The organism is uncultured Neptuniibacter sp. (genome assembly GCF_947498015.1).
Lineage (GTDB): Bacteria > Pseudomonadota > Gammaproteobacteria > Pseudomonadales > Balneatricaceae > Neptuniibacter.
The window spans coordinates 152683-168350 of the sequence record NZ_CANMIR010000007.1 but is presented as its reverse complement, the minus strand read 5'-3'; the positions used below and the strand labels follow the sequence as shown (position 1 = coordinate 168350).

The 15668-nt window shown below is 51.2% G+C and carries 15 protein-coding genes; 10 read left to right on the top strand and 5 right to left on the bottom strand.

Translation table 11 applies throughout. The features are described from left to right. Window positions 1-21: 21 nt before the first annotated feature. Entirely contained in the window at window positions 22-867 is an 846-nt protein-coding gene (locus Q0882_RS11075; RefSeq protein WP_299181500.1) for an SDR family oxidoreductase, read from the bottom strand. A gap of 51 nt (window positions 868-918) precedes the next feature. Between Q0882_RS11075 and Q0882_RS11070 the strand changes: the two genes are divergently transcribed. The 4 genes from Q0882_RS11070 (at window position 919) to Q0882_RS11055 (ending at window position 7430) form a co-directional block, all read left to right on the top strand. Continuing rightward, window positions 919-1824: a hydrogen peroxide-inducible genes activator gene (locus Q0882_RS11070; protein WP_299181498.1), complete on the top strand. Its 906-nt coding sequence runs from the start codon at window positions 919-921 to the stop codon at window positions 1822-1824. Beyond that, window positions 1821-3899: an ATP-dependent DNA helicase RecG gene (gene recG / locus Q0882_RS11065; protein ID WP_299181496.1), complete on the top strand. Its 2079-nt coding sequence runs from the start codon at window positions 1821-1823 to the stop codon at window positions 3897-3899. Before Q0882_RS11070 ends, recG begins: the two co-directional genes overlap by 4 nt. An 83-nt stretch (window positions 3900-3982) precedes the next feature. Next, window positions 3983-4498 carry a DUF501 domain-containing protein gene (locus Q0882_RS11060; RefSeq protein ID WP_299181493.1) on the top strand — a complete coding sequence of 172 codons (516 nt, stop codon included), beginning with the start codon at window positions 3983-3985 and terminating at the stop codon, window positions 4496-4498. Window positions 4499-4517: 19 nt separating this feature from the next. Then, on the top strand, window positions 4518-7430 hold the full coding sequence (locus Q0882_RS11055; protein WP_299181490.1) for a DUF6701 domain-containing protein: 2913 nt from the start codon (window positions 4518-4520) through the stop codon (window positions 7428-7430). A gap of 57 nt (window positions 7431-7487) precedes the next feature. Here the strand turns inward: Q0882_RS11055 and Q0882_RS11050 are convergent, their stop codons facing one another. Both Q0882_RS11050 and coaD read right to left on the bottom strand, forming a co-directional pair. Then, window positions 7488-7736: a YfhL family 4Fe-4S dicluster ferredoxin gene (locus Q0882_RS11050; protein WP_299181487.1), complete on the bottom strand. Its 249-nt coding sequence runs from the start codon at window positions 7734-7736 to the stop codon at window positions 7488-7490. A 31-nt stretch (window positions 7737-7767) separates the two neighbouring features. Then, window positions 7768-8247 carry a pantetheine-phosphate adenylyltransferase gene (gene coaD / locus Q0882_RS11045; protein WP_299181484.1) on the bottom strand — a complete coding sequence of 160 codons (480 nt, stop codon included), beginning with the start codon at window positions 8245-8247 and terminating at the stop codon, window positions 7768-7770. 198 nt (window positions 8248-8445) lie between these two features. Here coaD and Q0882_RS11040 point away from each other — a divergent pair, with 198 nt between their 5' ends. Together Q0882_RS11040 and Q0882_RS11035 are read left to right on the top strand one after the other, a co-directional pair. Continuing rightward, window positions 8446-9699, top strand: coding sequence for a M48 family metallopeptidase (locus Q0882_RS11040; RefSeq protein ID WP_299181483.1), 1254 nt, complete (start codon window positions 8446-8448; stop codon window positions 9697-9699). Window positions 9700-9790: 91 nt separating this feature from the next. Further along, the gene (locus tag Q0882_RS11035) at window positions 9791-10411 is read left to right on the top strand and encodes a TetR family transcriptional regulator (RefSeq protein ID WP_299181481.1); all 621 of its coding nucleotides are present in this window, start codon (window positions 9791-9793) and stop codon (window positions 10409-10411) included. Here Q0882_RS11035 and rsmD read toward each other — a convergent pair. Next, complete coding sequence (gene rsmD / locus Q0882_RS11030; protein ID WP_299181479.1) at window positions 10408-11022, bottom strand: 16S rRNA (guanine(966)-N(2))-methyltransferase RsmD; 615 nt, start codon at window positions 11020-11022, stop codon at window positions 10408-10410. The two genes, Q0882_RS11035 and rsmD, sit on opposite strands and share 4 nt — an antisense overlap. A 9-nt stretch (window positions 11023-11031) precedes the next feature. Beyond that, window positions 11032-12219: a hypothetical protein gene (locus Q0882_RS11025; RefSeq protein WP_299181477.1), complete on the bottom strand. Its 1188-nt coding sequence runs from the start codon at window positions 12217-12219 to the stop codon at window positions 11032-11034. 113 nt (window positions 12220-12332) lie between these two features. Here Q0882_RS11025 and Q0882_RS11020 point away from each other — a divergent pair, with 113 nt between their 5' ends. The 4 genes from Q0882_RS11020 to ftsX all read left to right on the top strand — a co-directional run bounded on the left by Q0882_RS11020 (window position 12333) and on the right by ftsX (window position 15581). Beyond that, the gene (locus Q0882_RS11020; protein WP_299181475.1) at window positions 12333-12470 is read left to right on the top strand and encodes a hypothetical protein; all 138 of its coding nucleotides are present in this window, start codon (window positions 12333-12335) and stop codon (window positions 12468-12470) included. A gap of 61 nt (window positions 12471-12531) precedes the next feature. After that, a complete protein-coding gene (gene ftsY / locus Q0882_RS11015) occupies window positions 12532-13866 on the top strand; it encodes a signal recognition particle-docking protein FtsY (protein ID WP_299181473.1) in 1335 nt (444 codons plus the stop codon). A 28-nt stretch (window positions 13867-13894) separates the two neighbouring features. Continuing rightward, window positions 13895-14560, top strand: coding sequence for a cell division ATP-binding protein FtsE (gene ftsE / locus Q0882_RS11010; protein WP_299181471.1), 666 nt, complete (start codon window positions 13895-13897; stop codon window positions 14558-14560). Beyond that, window positions 14547-15581 (top strand): permease-like cell division protein FtsX, encoded by a 1035-nt coding sequence (gene ftsX, locus Q0882_RS11005; protein WP_299181468.1) that lies wholly within the window; start codon window positions 14547-14549, stop codon window positions 15579-15581. The genes ftsE and ftsX overlap by 14 nt, the downstream gene beginning before the upstream one ends. Window positions 15582-15668: the final 87 nt, after the last annotated feature.

Sequence of the window (15668 nt, the reverse complement as noted above, 5' to 3'; positions counted from 1 at the left end):
AGAGGGGCGAAAGCCCCTTTTTTATTGTTCTGAAAGCAGTTTGAGATAGCCATCACGGTAGTTCGGATAGATAAACTGGTAGCCACTGGTTTTGAGCCTACTATTGTTGCAGCGTTTACTTCCCGTTCTGCGGGAGAGCGTTTCTGAACGGAGAGGAGTTTTCATCTCTGCTGCCAGCCAGTGAGTCACTTCATGCAGGGTTGAGGGCTGATCATCGCTGGCCAGATAGCAGTTATCCACAACCTTGCCCTGAATCACCCGGTTGATCAGGTGTAACAAAACGCCTGCACAATCATCCCTATGGATACGGTTGCTAAACAGTGGTGGTTCAGCGGGAGCTGTATCGCCTCGTTGAACTCGATGTAGTAGGTGGTTTCTGCCGGGGCCATAGATGCCGCTGAAACGAACCACGGTTGCAGGTGTGTCCAGATTCTGAACCTGCTGCTCTGCTTCAAGCATGATCTTGCCGTTAAACCCTGTGGGATTACAGGGGCTCTCTTCATCTACCCAGTCATGGTCATTCTGATGGTAGACCGCTGTACTGGAGGTGAAAAAAATATGTTTGGGTCTGATCGGTAGAGCCTGGAGTAGGTTGCTGAACCCCTCCAGATAAGCCGCCCTGTATCCGGCTTCTGTATGTTGGTTCGCGGCGCAACAGAAGAGAAGAAAATCACAGGAGTGCAGCTCTGCAAGTTTGGATTTTAACCCGGCTAATTGCGTCAGATCAGCGCTTATCCCTTGGATGCCCTGCGGTAGCTGGTTTATATTACGACGCAGACCGAACACTTTATGTCCCTGTTGCTGTAACTGTAGTCCCAGGGTTGTGCCGACGTCGCCGCATCCGGCGATAAGCGTGGTATGTTGCATAGAGCCTCCGGTTATCAATCTGAATGGCATCATAGCAAAGGATGAACCCGCATGACCCTCACAGAACTGCGTTATATCGTGACCCTGGCACGGGAGCAACACTTCGGCCATGCGGCGGAGAAGTGTTTTGTCAGCCAGCCTACCCTATCGATAGCAGTGAAAAAGCTGGAGGAGGAGTTGGGTGTTCCTCTGTTTGAGCGCAGTAAAAACTCGGTCAGGGTAACCCCGGTCGGAGATAAAGTGGTGCAGCAGGCTCAGCGTGTACTGGAACAGGCGGATACGATCAAGGATCTGGCCCAGGAGGGTAAAGATCAGCTGAAAAGCCCGCTGCGGGTGGGTGCGATCTATACGATCGGTCCCTACCTGTTTCCTCATCTGGTCTCGCAGGTACAGAAACTGGCGCCGGAGATGCCGCTCTATATCGAGGAAAATTTTACTGAGAATCTGCGGTTGAAAATTCGCAGCGGTGAACTGGATGCCGTGATCCTGGCACTGCCTTTCCATGAGCCGGATATCCTAACCCGGCCACTGTACGATGAAGATTTTGAGATGCTGATGCCGAAGGGGCATCCCTGGGGGCAGCAGAAAGAGGTCAATAGCGAGGATCTGCCGCAGACGCCATTGCTCTTGCTCGGAGAGGGACACTGCTTCCGCGATCAGGTGTTGGAGTCCTGCCCAACTCTATCTCAGGCACTGCACGATCAGCATACCATCACGGAGGGAAGTTCGTTGGAAACGATCCGGATGATGGTGGGATCAGGGTTGGGGTGCTCTGTCCTGCCGCAATCAGCAGTCTATGGACCGACACAATCAGACATGGTGATCACACGGCCTTTTAAACAACCCGCCCCGCAGCGGACGGTGGGTGTCGCCTGGCGCGCGAGTTTTCCCCGCCCTCAGGCGATCGATGTGCTGGTGGAAGCGATCGGTAATTTTGACCCGGCGGGTCAGCGATGACGCAATCACTGGCCGCTATTCCGGTTAGTGAGCTTAAAGGTGTAGGGGCGGCACTCACTGCAAAATTAAATAACCTAGGCATTCTTACGGTTCAGGATCTCCTGTTTCATCTGCCGCTTCGCTATCAGGATCGTACACGAATTATTCCAATCGGTTCTCTTCGCCCTGGAGATGAATGTGTGATTCAGGGTGAGGTCAAGCTGGCAGATATTAGTAAGGGGCGTCGTCGTAGTCTGCTCTGTCGTATTCAGGATGGCACCGGTTCCCTCACACTGCGTTTTTTCCATTTCTCCGCGAGCCAGAAAAACAATCTGCGTGCGGGTGTCAGCATTCGCTGTTTTGGTGAGGTCCGAACGGGCGCTAACGGACTTGAGATGGTTCATCCCGATTATAAGCGGGTAGAGAGCGATGAGCTGGTGCCTGTGGAAGAGTTTCTGACTCCGGTGTATCCGACTACTGAAGGGTTACATCAGGGACGTTTAAGGGCGCTGACCGAACAGGCATTAATCCATCTCAAATCGGGTGCTTTGCAGGAGCTGGTGCCGCAGAGCCTTCGGGAGGGGTGGCAGTTTCCCAGTCTCGATACTGCTGTGGCCTATCTGCATCGACCGCCTGTGGATGCAGATCAGCACTTACTGCTGGAGGGGTTGCATCCGGCTCAACGACGTCTGGCATTTGAGGAGTTGCTGGCACATCACCTCTCCTTGCTGAAGCTGCGTCAGAAGACTCGTCAGAAAGGCGCACCACAACTGATCGGTACAGCAGAGTTACATCAGCAGTTCCTGAGTCAACTACCCTTCCCGCTAACAGGAGCGCAGCAGCGTGTCAGTGCCGAAGTTAAACAGGATCTGGCTCAGGCATATCCGATGCTGCGGCTTGTGCAGGGCGATGTGGGTTCAGGCAAAACCGTCGTTGCTGCGTTGGCAGCAATTCAGGCGGTGGAAGGGAATCATCAGGCGGCGGTGATGGCTCCGACCGAGATTCTTGCTGAGCAGCACTATCTTAATTTCAGCAGCTGGCTGGAACCCTTAGGCGTTAAGGTGGCATGGTTGGCAGGTAAACTGAAGGGAAAGCAACGTCAGGAACAGCTGGATCTGATTCGTTCCGGTGATGCCAGGGTGGTAGTAGGCACCCATGCGTTGTTTCAGGAGGAGGTTGTATTTGCTGATCTCGGGTTGGTTGTCGTGGATGAGCAGCATCGCTTTGGTGTACACCAGCGACTGGCGTTGCGTGAGAAGGGGCGCAACGGAGAGTTAGCACCGCATCAACTGATCATGACAGCGACACCGATTCCCAGAACGCTGACGATGAGCGCTTATGCCGATCTGGATTGTTCAATTATCGATGAGTTACCACCGGGACGCACACCGGTGCATACAGTGGTGATTGCAGATACACGCCGTGATGAGGTGATGCAACGGGTGCGAAATGCCTGTACCGATAAACGTCAGGTTTATTGGGTGTGCACACTGATTGAAGAGTCTGAGGCGCTTCAATGCCAGGCGGCCGAAGTTACCGCTCAAGAACTAACAGAACTGCTACCCGAACTGCGTATTGGGTTGGTACATGGGCGGATGAAACCGGCTGAGAAAGCCGAGATAATGCAGCGCTTCAAAGCGGCTGAGCTGGATCTGCTGGTGGCAACGACCGTAATCGAGGTCGGCGTAGATGTTCCTAATGCCAGCGTGATGATTATTGAAAACCCTGAGCGCTTAGGGTTGGCGCAGTTGCATCAGCTGCGTGGGCGAGTCGGGCGCGGTTCTGTTGAGAGCTTTTGTGTGCTGATGTATCACGCGCCGCTCTCTAATCAGGGGCGTGAGCGACTGGCGGTAATGAGGGAAACGACGGATGGCTTCCGTATAGCGGAAAAAGATCTTGAATTACGCGGCCCCGGTGAGGTGTTAGGTACCCGCCAAACGGGTGTGATGCAGTTCAAAATGGCTGATCTGCAGCGTGACTCTGACCTGTTGAGTCGGGTAAAAGCGGTTGCGGGGCAGATGCAGGATTGGCCTGGAGATTCCGACTCATTGGTTGAGCGCTGGTTAGGACGAGGTGAAGACTACGGTAATGTATAATGTCGTGATAATGATCGTTCGGTAGAGCATCGTACCTTTTCGGAGTGAGATCTCCGGTCAATATTAGGAAGAGAAACAGTAGATTGATAGCACCTACAGAGCAGCAGTTAGAGATCATCAGAGAGCAGTTGGGGCGTGAACCCCGAGGTTTAGCGGGAATCGCTGTTCAGGATAAGGCCGGGGTTCCACTGGTCCTGCAGATGGAACTTCTGGTTGATGATAAGCCCTTTCCCACACTTTACTGGCTCTCCAGTAAAGAGATCTATCAGGCGATCGCCGAGATCGAAACCGCTGGTGCGGTGAAGCTCCTTGAGCAGGAGTTGGCAGATAATGAGGCCCTTCGCGAAGCCCATCTGGTGGATCAGCAGCGCTACGTGGATCTGCGCTGGGCATCGGCTTCAGAAGAGCAGAAGGAAAAAATCGAGGCGCTTGGTTTTACGCCTCTCTACCAAAAATATGGCATTGGTGGCATTTCGCAGTGGGACAAAATCCGCTGTCTGCATATGCAATACGCTTATCATCTGGCTCAGGGGAGCACGATCGGGCGTATATTGGATGAACGCTATGAGCTAGGATTGAATCTTAAGCTGGAGCTCTGACAGGGCAAGGGATATAAAGATGAGACGTCGTATCGGTTTTCTGTTAGCAATTCTATTCGGCATCACTGTTGCCAGTCCGATACTTCATGCGAAAAAGCCTGTCTCATCACCAGTGAGTTTATCTTGTAGTGCTAACACCACTGGCAATATTAATGAGATGGTGCCGCAGGGCACCGCTGGACCGATTAAGTATGTAGAGACAATCATACTCGGCGATGTTGATGTCGATGTCAGCGGTTGGCAGTTATGTACCAGCGACAGTGGGAAAGCCCCGGTCTGTGTCAGTTATGGTACGGGGAATATGATTGTTGGTGTGTTTGATAACGCTTCGCAAACATATGATTCAGGCCTGACATCACACACTCCCACTCAATACTTAAGTTCGCCACAAACGCTCTCCTCAAATGAGTGGGAAATTGCACTGCTCGATAGTGCGGGTGACGTTATGGATTATGTCCATTTCTGTAAAGATGCCTGTAAAAAAGACCAATATTGGAGTGTCCCAGCAGCCTGTGGGGTTGATCTCGGCGGAGGGGGAGACAATAAAATCATCTTTGCCCGAAAGCCTGATGGTGAGGGTGATTTTACCGAAGTCACCGATCCAACCCCGGGTAGTAGCAATGATGGTGAACCGGATGCTGAAGTTGATCATTACGGAATTAGTCATTCAGGCAGCGGGGTGACCTGCCTGGCAGAAACCGTGACCATTACAGCGCATCTGGACGGTGATCATAACCTTGCGTCGGATACCGGTGAGGCGCAGATCACGCTCACAACTTCCCATAACCGAGGGGATTGGATATCGATCGTTTCCGGTGGCGGCTCATTGGATAATGGAGCCGCTGATGACGGTGAGGCCATCTACACCTTTGCTTCGGGTGAGGTATCTGTCCAGCTTGCATATAGCTATACCGGATTGTCTGCCGCCAGCGAAACCTTCTCTTTCAATGTGACCGATGGCAGTGCAACTGAAACCAGTGGGAGTGCCGATGCCTCGGATGATCCACCGATTACCTTCAGCAGGGCAGAACTCAGGTTTATCGATAGCCTTGATAATGAGTTGATTCCGACTCAGATCTCAGGAAAATCTTCAGCACAAACGCCGTTTGCAGAAGCGTTGTACCTACAAGCGGTGCAGGCCTCCGATGATGACCCTACGGTGTGTGCGGCCCTGTTTACCGGTGATGTGACCATTGAACTGGCCGCCCAGTGCGAATCCCCCAGCAGCTGTGTTGCAGGGCAATTGATGAATGTCGTGACCGATACTGATAGTGAGAATATTGAACTCAACAGTGCCTCTCCGGTATCGCCGGGAGCCTATACCCCGATTGAGTTGAGCTTTGGCGCAGACGCTAAGGCACCCTTGTCATTAACATACAGTGACGCGGGACAGATGCAATTACATGCCCGTTACACTGCGCCAGATACAGCTGCACTCATCTCCGGTTCATCCAATCCATTTGTGGTGCGCCCATTTGCATTTGGTTTTACCTCTGTAGTCGCCGATACGGTTACTAATCCTGGAGGCGATGAGGTTTCAGGTGGCGGGTTCACCTCAGCAGGCAGTGATTTCAAGCTGGAGATCAATGCCTTTCGCTACAGCGCCGCAGATGATGAGGATACGCTGGGTGTTTATGATGGCGTACCCGAACAGGGTGTTAATGTCACGGATAATGGGGTTACGCCTAACTTTGAAGGGACGACCGCGCTGAGTGTGGACTCATTTACTCCCGCATTAGGGGTTGAGGGTGATCTGACGGGTGATATCAGTCTCCTGCTGGATGGCTACAGTGTTCGCGCCGGCGCGGATACAGAGGGGACTCTGCAGTACGATGAGGTTGGAAGCCTGATATTAATTGCACAGCACAGTGATTACCTGGGTGCTGTTGATGCAGATATCTCCGGGTTTTCTGAAAAGATTGGTCGCTTCTACCCCGATCATTTCGAACTTTCAGCGGAACTGCTCACTCTGAGCTGTAGCTCATTCAATTATATGCAACAGCCCTACGGTCCGATTGAATATCGCATTGAGGCCCACGCTGCTGACCCGGCACACAGTGTAACGCAGAATTATGACCTGGCTCTCTACACGACCGATTCTGTGGTGTTAACCGCAGAGAATGCTGATGACGGTGTTGATCTTTCAGCGCGATTAAACACCTCGGCTTCAGGCTCGACTATCAGTCTGAGCGGTTGGGAGCTGGGAGTGATCAACAAAGTGGCATCCGCGGGCGGTACGCCGGTCACTGATGTGATCTTGCAGCGTGACGGTGGTGAAGCCGGTCTGGAAGATGGACCGTTCTCGCAGCTTCAGTTGGGGATGATGATCGAAGATGGTGGATTGGCCGATGGCCGTAATTTTGAATCAGGCGCGTTAGATATTGATCCGCTGACCGCAGGGAGTTGTGGCAGTAGTTGTACCGCTGTTGCGATCGGGTCGGTCCACCCGATGCGCTATGGGCGTTTATTACTCCAGTCGGCGCATGGCCCCGAAACACAGGATCTTCCCGTCCCCTTTGTTACACAATATTGGGATGGCAGTGGCTTCGTGACGAACAGTGCTGATAGTTGTACTGAGATAGCGCTTGCGGATATGAGCTTTGATGGCTCAGTGATCGGAACGACGACGGCGAGCCGGACGGTCAGCGTTGGTGATGGTTCTTCCGTTGGCACATTAACTATCAGCGGTAGTAGTGCGGTGACAAACAGTGGTGATTTCAGTCTGATCTTTAGTGCACCGGGTGCTGGCAGTGGTGGGAATGATCATACCGGTTACTTTCCGGTGGGGATCTCTGCTTTAGATGAGTGGTTACGCTATGACTGGGATCAGAACGGAACGGCCAATGATAACACCGTGCCAGATGCCATTATTACGTTTGGGCGTGCTCGGGGGAATGATCGAATGATCTTCTGGCAGGAGAATTATCAGTAGTTTCAGACAATAAAAAAGCAGGCCCGAGGCCTGCTTTTTTGAACACCAACCGGCGGCTTACTGGCCCGTCAGGTTTTTGTACTTTTCCATCAGTTCTGCTTCAGACTCGACATGGTCAGGGTCCTTTGGAATACAGTCAACTGGACAAACCTCTACACACTGAGGGGTATCGTAATGGCCGACACACTCAGTACATTTAGATGGCTCAATCTCATAGATTTCGTCACCCGGAGAGATGGCCTCATTAGGACATTCCGGCTCACATACGTCGCAGTTAATGCATTCGTCAGTAATGATCAATGCCATGATGGCTACCTCACTGTCATTAAAATATAGATTACTGGCCCAGGTGCTCAGTCAGGGCCTTTTGCACCGCCGGGTGCACAAACTTACTTACGTCACCACCAAGGCTTGAGATCTCTCTGATCAGCGTGGATGAGACGAAAGACAGGTGCTCCGCCGGTGTTAAAAATATGCTTTCTGCATTGGGTGCCAGGTGGCGATTCATATCGGCAAGCTGAAATTCGTACTCAAAATCCGATACAGCCCGCAGGCCCCGCAAAATGATATTAGCGTCTTGCTGATTCAGTAACTCTGCGAGCAAGCAATCAAAGCCAATCACGGTCACGTTATCGAGATGAGAGACAACCTCTTTTGCCAAACCAACCCGGGTTTCCAGGTCAAGCATTGGACGTTTTTTGGGGCTCTCAGCAACGGCAACGACCACCTGGTCGAAAATTCTGGCTGCTCGCTCAATCAGATCCGAATGACCATTGGTGATCGGATCGAAGGTTCCTGGGTATACGGCCTTATTCATTCTAGGTTCACAGCAGTTAGTGTCTGCTAGAGCTTACATGATAATGCTCTAATAAATTAGCAAATTCGCAAGTGCGGCATAGTAGCTGAATTGACGGAGTGGTACAAATACAATAATGGAATGTGTTGATTTCAATCAGTTATAAAAAAATTATCTTTTATTACGAATAACTATATAGAGGTTAGGGGTTTTATATCGATGGTTTGGTTACGTTTTGCACTGTCTGTGATGTTGATCGCTTTGATTTCCGGTTGTCAAACGCTGAAAAAGGTTGATCGTGGGTTGTATCAGGTTGCTGAGACCGTGAGTGAACGTGATCGGGTAACCGGCCAACGTAGCCTCAGTATGGCGGGACGCTCAACACAGATTCAGCAGGGTAATGCCTATGTTGAACGGATAATTGCAAATGAGAAAAAGCACAAACGCCCTGTCAATGCTCAGATCAATCGTGCTCAATATCTAAGATTGGTACGCGTCTTTGATCGTATCCATAAAGTGTCCCATCTGAAAAATGAACGCTGGCAGCCGCTGCTGATAAAGCGTGACAGCTTTAATGCCTTCACTACCGGGGGGACTTATATTGTGGTCCATTCTCAGCTTATGAGTGATCTGAAAAGTGATGCAGAGCTGGCAGCGGTGATTGGTCATGAGATTGCGCATACCGTGGCAAATCACGTTTACGAGCGACAGACCCACGCACAGATCAGCGCTTTGGCGGGGTCGAACTCAGCCCGTCGTAGTGGCTATCAGGCCGCATTCACCCATGAGAGTGAGCGCGAAGCGGACCGTATCGGAATCCTGTATACGGCCCTTGCAGGTTATGATCCGATGGCTTCAAGCCGTATCTGGCAACGGAAGTATGCCGCTGAAGGGAACGCACGTGCGCTGTTCCACCATGATCATCCGGTGAATGCAGAACGCTATCAGGAGGCGCGTGCTGTGGGTAAAGCGGTACTGCCCTACTATCAGAAGGGACACATCAACCCTCGTGCCACGGAGTTGCTGGATAACAATGTGCTTTGGCGTAAAAGCCAGCAAGAGGTCGCTGCAGGTGAGGGGGGGGGTGTTGCCGCTCTGTTGAGTACCGCTTTAGGGGCTTATGTTCAGCATCAGGGAGCGAAGCAGGAGGAGCGGCGTCAGCTTCAGCAGGCCAGTTTTGTTAAATCGATTGAGCAGGGGCTCAAGCTTGAGTCGGTTCGTAAATCAGGTGCGCATAGTCTTGAAACGCGTTGGCGCTATGTGGTCAAAGGGCCTGCGCTCAATAATCTGGTGATGGGTCTGTATCTTAAACGCAACGGCAAAGTTGAGCGTTATGTGGATCATGTAAAAGGCTATGTCAAACCCGGGCAGGTGTTCGCTGCACGTTTTAGCCTGCCGGAGAATCTGCATGTGGATTCCCTGCAAAAATATGGAGCCCGCTTCTATCTGGATGATGTCCAGCCTGTCAGGTAAGGTGGTTACATCAGTTGTTAATCATACTGTCACTTTCTTGTTGCAGTAGAGTTATATAATGAACCGCCTCATTTAAAGGTGTTGGATAGTTATGCCGCGAAGGACCAAGGAAGAAGCTGAACAGACTCGTCAATTGTTACTCCAGACAGCATTGACGCTTTTTGCTAAACGGGGAATTACTCAGACCAGCCTGAAGGATATAGCAGCTGCATCAGGTCTGACCCATGGTGCGCTTTACTGGCACTTTAAAAATCGTACTGATCTTGTCGCAGCTCTCTATCAGGAATCCCGGTTACCTCTGGATGAGTTGTTTATCGATCAGCTTCAGGCGGCCAGACAGGATGCCCTCGGATCATTAGGCGAATTGTTGAAGCGTTGGAGCTGGCTTGTTCTTGAGGATCAGCGTTGTGAAGCGATCTGGCGTGTTTTTCATCTGAATGCAAAGCAGGAGCCTGAATTGGCGGCGATCTCTGATCATATCTATGCCGAACAGCAGGAGTGGTTGGAGCGACTGGCTAAAATTTATAAAAAGGCCCGGAAACAGGGGCAGCTACCAGAAAGTTCAAAGTTAAAGCAGGGAGCGCTGGCTGAGTCGGCACTGGCCGTGGTGTTTGGAATCACAGCCAGTGTTATCTACACAGAGGGAAGAACCCCTCCTAAGCAACAGATCAAAACTGTTTTGAAAGTGTATCTTGCCGGATTACCCGGTTAGCCTTCACGCATAAATAGGCGGTAGGTTACCTGGCCTGCTTGTTTCTTGCGGTGCTCGTGCCAGTGAGCCGGAACCTCAAGATGCGTCAGCTCTGACTCAGTCTCTACATAGATAATGGCATTATCTGCGAGCAGATTATGTCGCTCCAGGAGTTCGCAGCAGGGAGCAACCAGCCCCTGTCTGAATGGGGGGTCCATAAAAACAATATCGTATCGTTGCTCCATATCGGTCTGACGCTGCTCCAACCACTGTAATACATCAGCCTGTATCACTTCAGAGTTCTGACTTTTTAGGGTTTGCAGATTGCGCTTCAACTGGTTGGTCGTGATGGTATTCAGGTCCACAAACGTAACACTTTCAGCTCGTCTGGAGAGTGCTTCCAGCCCCAGTGCGCCGCTCCCTGCGAAAAGGTCCAGGCATTGAGCTCCCGGCAGACCGGTTTGTATCCAGTTAAAAAGCGTTTCTCTTACCCTGTCCGGTGTCGGCCTTAAACCATCGACGGTGACAAACTCAACCTTACGACCACGCCATTGGCCTCCAATGATACGAAGTTGCGAGCTGGAGTTGTCTGTTTTGCCTGATGCTCTTCGAGGCGGATGGCGTCGACCCATAGTGGTTCCTTAAAGTGCTGGAGTGTGTAGGATACTGATCTGTTCGTTGGTTTGCAGGGCCTTACGGGCTGCTATGATGATCTCATCAGGATCCTGATCAAGAATCTGATCAGTGTAATTTTCCATGGTATCTTCCGGCAGTGAATAAAACGCGATCAGGTTCAGGGCTTGTGTCTGATTTGCCAGATCCCGCATCCTTTCATGCCACTGCTCAGCCAACTGTTTCTGGCTGACTTCGACTAACTCTTCCGTTACCTGCTGCTGTAGCTGGGAAAGCATTGGGCCGGGGTTACTCCTCCCTTCGAGGATAAATGCCTGATAACCAGTGGTTTCGAGTGCAGCCCAGAGAAGCCGGAAGCTGACCTTATGTTGCGATTGCTGTTGGGTCAAGAGTTGTTGTAAAAGATGCGCAGTGATGCGTTCCTCAATATAGAGCTCTGAATTTCGGGCGCTGATTGAACGTCCGATTAAGAGCCTGTAGTTCGCCCCTTCGTGAACCTCTGTGATTGATTGCTGGCGTGTGGGTATAGGTTTCTGTCGCTGTTGCGCCGAACTATGTTGAGGAAGTTGCTTTTCCACCAGCGAAACCAGCTCATCTGCACTGTCGCCACTGATGGCATAGCGTGGCGCTTGGAACATTCGATGGTAAGCGGCCGGTAGCTGATCTAGTACTCCCCCTGTGTCGGGTTGTAACTGTATAAAAAACTGTTCTGCGACCATCTGATCCGGAGTTTGGGATGAGAGATAGTGACGTGCCTGAATATTTTTCAGTTCGGCTTGCCACTGAGATGTTTCTATCGGTTGGGTCAGGCTATCCCAAATTGCATCTAATTCTGGGACATGCTGCTGGTTCCAGCCAAATGTAATCTCAATACGATCCTGTCGGGGAATCACGCTGTAGCTGTAATTGGGTGATGAGAACTTCTGAAGCCGTGATTGAATGATATGACTTTTCAGTTGCTGCAGCTGACGCTGGGTACTATTGATCGCTTCACCGGTTGGCAGTAGTAGGGTCAGCGTAATGGGTTGCTCATCCAGCTCCATCCAGTAGACGGTTTTGTCTCTGTTTGACTCAACCGGGTAGAATTCGACTTCCCCTGGCCCCATGGTGGAAAGGATCAAAATTGCCAGCAAGCTGAACCACATAAGTCCGCTGATATATTTACGGTTAAACAGGGGACGGTATTCATTTGTCATAAGGGTAGTCTCTGTACCAAATCACTGTGATAAGATACCAGACTTTATCGGTGAACTGCTGATTTTTCAGGTCGCTTTCACCGTTTCGGCAGAACACAGATGGGTGCACTTAGATGCTGTTTTTACAAGAGTTGTTTGTAGAAAAGGGCTGGAATACTGATTACATCGCATATGCGGGGGCTTTAATCACTGCGCTGGTGTTGTTTGGCATCTACCGCTATATCGGTAGTGATGATTCAGTCGAAAAATAGGTATCGATTTCAATCAATCAGTGGCCTTTATCTGAGACAGGCGGCTGTATGGGGACAATAGATGTTTAAAAAGCTTAAATCCATGTTCGGGGGTAGTGCTGCTGAAGAGGACAAGATCCAGCAGTCACAGGAACAGGAAACGGAGCAGCCGTTATCGGATAAAGCTGCTGAAAATGAGCAGCTGACCGCTCAGGCAAAAGAGATAGATGATACTCCACTAGCGGAGGAGATTGTTGAACAGGAGGAATCTGTTCAGGATGAGGTGGTTGATGCGATTCTGACGGATGATACGCTGTCCGAGACAGCCGAGACAGCCGAGACAGCCGAGACAGCCGAGACAGCCGAGACAGCCGAGACAGCCGAGACAGCCGAGACAGCCGAACCAGTTGAACCAGTTGAACCAGTTGAACCAGTTGAACCAGTAGAGCCAGTGGAAGTGGCTGAAGCGACTCCAGTTCAGGAAGATCCGGTTGAGGAGAAAAAGGGTTTCTTTGCCCGGATTAAGTCGGGCCTGAGTAAAACCAAGGAAAACCTGACAGAGCAACTGGGCAATCTGTTCCTGGGGGCTAAAGAGATCGATGATGATCTGCTGGAGGAGATTGAAACACTGCTGTTGATGGCTGATGTCGGAGTGGAAGCGACCAGCGATATTATCCAGCGTCTGACCGATAAAGTAGCACGTAAACAGTTGGGTGATGCGCAGGCATTACAGGCTGCACTGAAAGATGAACTGGCCACTCTGCTGCATCGCTCTGAGCAGCCTCTTGAGGTCTCCTGTGATAATAAACCCTACGTGATCCTGATGGTTGGGGTGAACGGTGTTGGTAAGACCACTACGATCGGTAAACTCGCCAAACGCTTCCAGCAAGAGGGTAAATCTGTGATGCTGGCTGCGGGAGACACCTTCCGTGCGGCTGCAGTTGAGCAGCTCCAGGTTTGGGGTGAGCGTAATAATGTCCCCGTCGTTGCACAACATACTGGGGCTGATTCAGCCTCTGTAATCTTTGATGCGGTTCAGTCGGCGCAGGCGAAAGGGGTCGATGTGTTGATCGCCGATACCGCAGGTCGATTGCAGAACAAAGATAACCTGATGCAGGAACTTGAAAAAGTGGTTCGGGTGACACAGAAACTCTCGCCGGAAGCTCCACATGAGGTGATGCTGGTATTGGATGCCGGCACAGGACAGAATGCATTGAGCCAGGCGAAAATATTCAAAGAGAGTGTCGGCGTGACGGGCATCTCTCTAACCAAGCTGGATGGAACCGCTAAAGGTGGAGTGATCTTTGCGATTGCTAAGCAGATGGATCTCCCGATTCGGTTTATTGGTGTGGGTGAGCAGATCGATGATCTTAGGCCGTTTAAATCACAGGAATTTGTTGACGCCCTGTTTGATTAACTAATTTCAGCCGGATGGATCCTGTCGGATGATTCAATTTGAAAATGTCAGTAAGCGATATCCTGAAGGGCATGATGCCCTGCGGGATATCTCCTTCACCCTTGATCGGGGTGAGATGGCGTTTCTGACAGGGCATTCCGGTGCAGGTAAAAGTACCCTGCTGAAACTGATTATGCTGATGGAGAGACCCACTCGTGGGCAGGTCAGCGTGGCTCATCATGATCTGGCCCAGTTCAGCCGGGATGATATCCCCTACCACCGCCGTCGTATCGGTGTGGTGTTTCAGAATCATCAGCTACTCTTTGATCGTTCTGTCTTTGAAAATATTGCACTGCCTTTACAGATATCAGGCTACGAGCCGGAAGATGTGGGTAAGCGAGTCCGTGCAGCACTGGATAAAGTGGGACTGCTGAGTAAAGAGAAGCATAACCCGGTAGCGCTTTCTACAGGTGAGCAACAACGGATTGGCATTGCGCGCGCGATTGTGCACAAGCCTCAGCTTCTTCTGGCGGATGAACCCACGGGGAATCTGGACCCTACGTTGTCTGCTGAGATCATGAGCCTGTTTATGGAATTCAACCGCCATGGGACCACGGTATTGATTGCAAGCCATGATCTGGCTCTGATATCCAGAATGGGTCATCGTACATTAACGCTGGATCAGGGGAGGCTGTTACGCGATGGCCGGACGTGAACCTGTAAAACGTGGCGCCGAACGGCAGCAACGTCCTACCCGCTCTTCAGAAGCACCCGCAACCCCTCCGTCAAAAGGTGCGGCGAAACATAAGGTTGATCTGAGCGCACATAGTAAAAGCTGGATTCGCCACCATAAGCATACCGCGCTGGATTCGCTGGTGCGGTTACAGCGTACGCCTCTGCCGACCTTGATGACGCTGGCGGTACTGGCTATCGCCCTGGCTCTCCCGGGGCTGATGTTTGTCGGGCTGAAAAATATCGATCAGATCAGTGCTGAGTGGAACGGTGAGCCCAAAGTTTCTCTCTATCTGCACAAAACCCTGACGGATCAGCAAGCTGAAAACTTCAGTCAGGCTATGTTGCTGAGACCTGATCTTGCTGGTGTTGAATTGGTCACAAGGGAGCAGGGGTTGCATGAGTTTCAGCGAATCTCTGGTTTTACTGATGTGTTGGAATTTCTTGATAATAATCCCCTCCCGGCGGTTGTGGTGGTGCAACCTCGTGAATCCCGCAAAGAGGTTCTGCTCAAACTGCAAACTGAGCTGGCCGCCCTGAACGAAGTAGAAGAGGCTGTTCTGGATATGGTCTGGGTCGAGCGGTTGGCCTCTTTTGTCGCACTGGCTAACCGTGTTGTGCTGGTATTGGGGATATTATTGGCACTGTCTGTGTTACTGGTCGTTGGTAATACGATCCGTCTGGGAATCGAAAATCGTAAAGATGAGATTCAGGTGGCTAAACTGGTCGGTGCTACAGATGCCTGGGTGAAGCGCCCCTTTATCTATACCGGTTTCTGGTTTGGCTTGATCGGTAGTCTGGTCGCCTGGCTGTTTGTGCAGACCAGCCTATTGGTCATCAGTGATCCTGTCGAAAGGCTGGTAGCGCTTTATCAGAGTGACTTTCAGCTCCAGGGATTAGGCGTAGTGGATAGTCTGGTCCTTCTGTTTGCCGGCATCATACTTGGGCTGATCGGTTCCAAACTGGCCGTCGGTCGCCATCTAAGAGAAGTTGAACCGCAATAAGCCGTGTCATACAGCTGTCATGGTTGCGTTTTAGGATTAACCTCGCTATATTTTTCGGTCCGCTCTTTCTGGGTGTGGATTTTATTT

What these genes read in the sequence shown, in the direction of transcription:
- Q0882_RS11075 (WP_299181500.1), bottom strand. Translation starts at nt 867, where the DNA reads ATGCAACATACCACGCTTATCGCCGGATGCGGCGACGTCGGCACAACC.
- Q0882_RS11070 (WP_299181498.1), top strand. Translation starts at nt 919, where the DNA reads ATGACCCTCACAGAACTGCGTTATATCGTGACCCTGGCACGGGAGCAA.
- recG (WP_299181496.1), top strand. Translation starts at nt 1,821, where the DNA reads ATGACGCAATCACTGGCCGCTATTCCGGTTAGTGAGCTTAAAGGTGTA.
- Q0882_RS11055 (WP_299181490.1), top strand. Translation starts at nt 4,518, where the DNA reads ATGAGACGTCGTATCGGTTTTCTGTTAGCAATTCTATTCGGCATCACT.
- Q0882_RS11050 (WP_299181487.1), bottom strand. Translation starts at nt 7,736, where the DNA reads ATGGCATTGATCATTACTGACGAATGCATTAACTGCGACGTATGTGAG.
- coaD (WP_299181484.1), bottom strand. Translation starts at nt 8,247, where the DNA reads ATGAATAAGGCCGTATACCCAGGAACCTTCGATCCGATCACCAATGGT.
- Q0882_RS11040 (WP_299181483.1), top strand. Translation starts at nt 8,446, where the DNA reads ATGGTTTGGTTACGTTTTGCACTGTCTGTGATGTTGATCGCTTTGATT.
- Q0882_RS11035 (WP_299181481.1), top strand. Translation starts at nt 9,791, where the DNA reads ATGCCGCGAAGGACCAAGGAAGAAGCTGAACAGACTCGTCAATTGTTA.
- rsmD (WP_299181479.1), bottom strand. Translation starts at nt 11,022, where the DNA reads ATGGGTCGACGCCATCCGCCTCGAAGAGCATCAGGCAAAACAGACAAC.
- Q0882_RS11025 (WP_299181477.1), bottom strand. Translation starts at nt 12,219, where the DNA reads ATGACAAATGAATACCGTCCCCTGTTTAACCGTAAATATATCAGCGGA.
- Q0882_RS11020 (WP_299181475.1), top strand. Translation starts at nt 12,333, where the DNA reads ATGCTGTTTTTACAAGAGTTGTTTGTAGAAAAGGGCTGGAATACTGAT.
- ftsY (WP_299181473.1), top strand. Translation starts at nt 12,532, where the DNA reads ATGTTTAAAAAGCTTAAATCCATGTTCGGGGGTAGTGCTGCTGAAGAG.
- ftsE (WP_299181471.1), top strand. Translation starts at nt 13,895, where the DNA reads ATGATTCAATTTGAAAATGTCAGTAAGCGATATCCTGAAGGGCATGAT.
- ftsX (WP_299181468.1), top strand. Translation starts at nt 14,547, where the DNA reads ATGGCCGGACGTGAACCTGTAAAACGTGGCGCCGAACGGCAGCAACGT.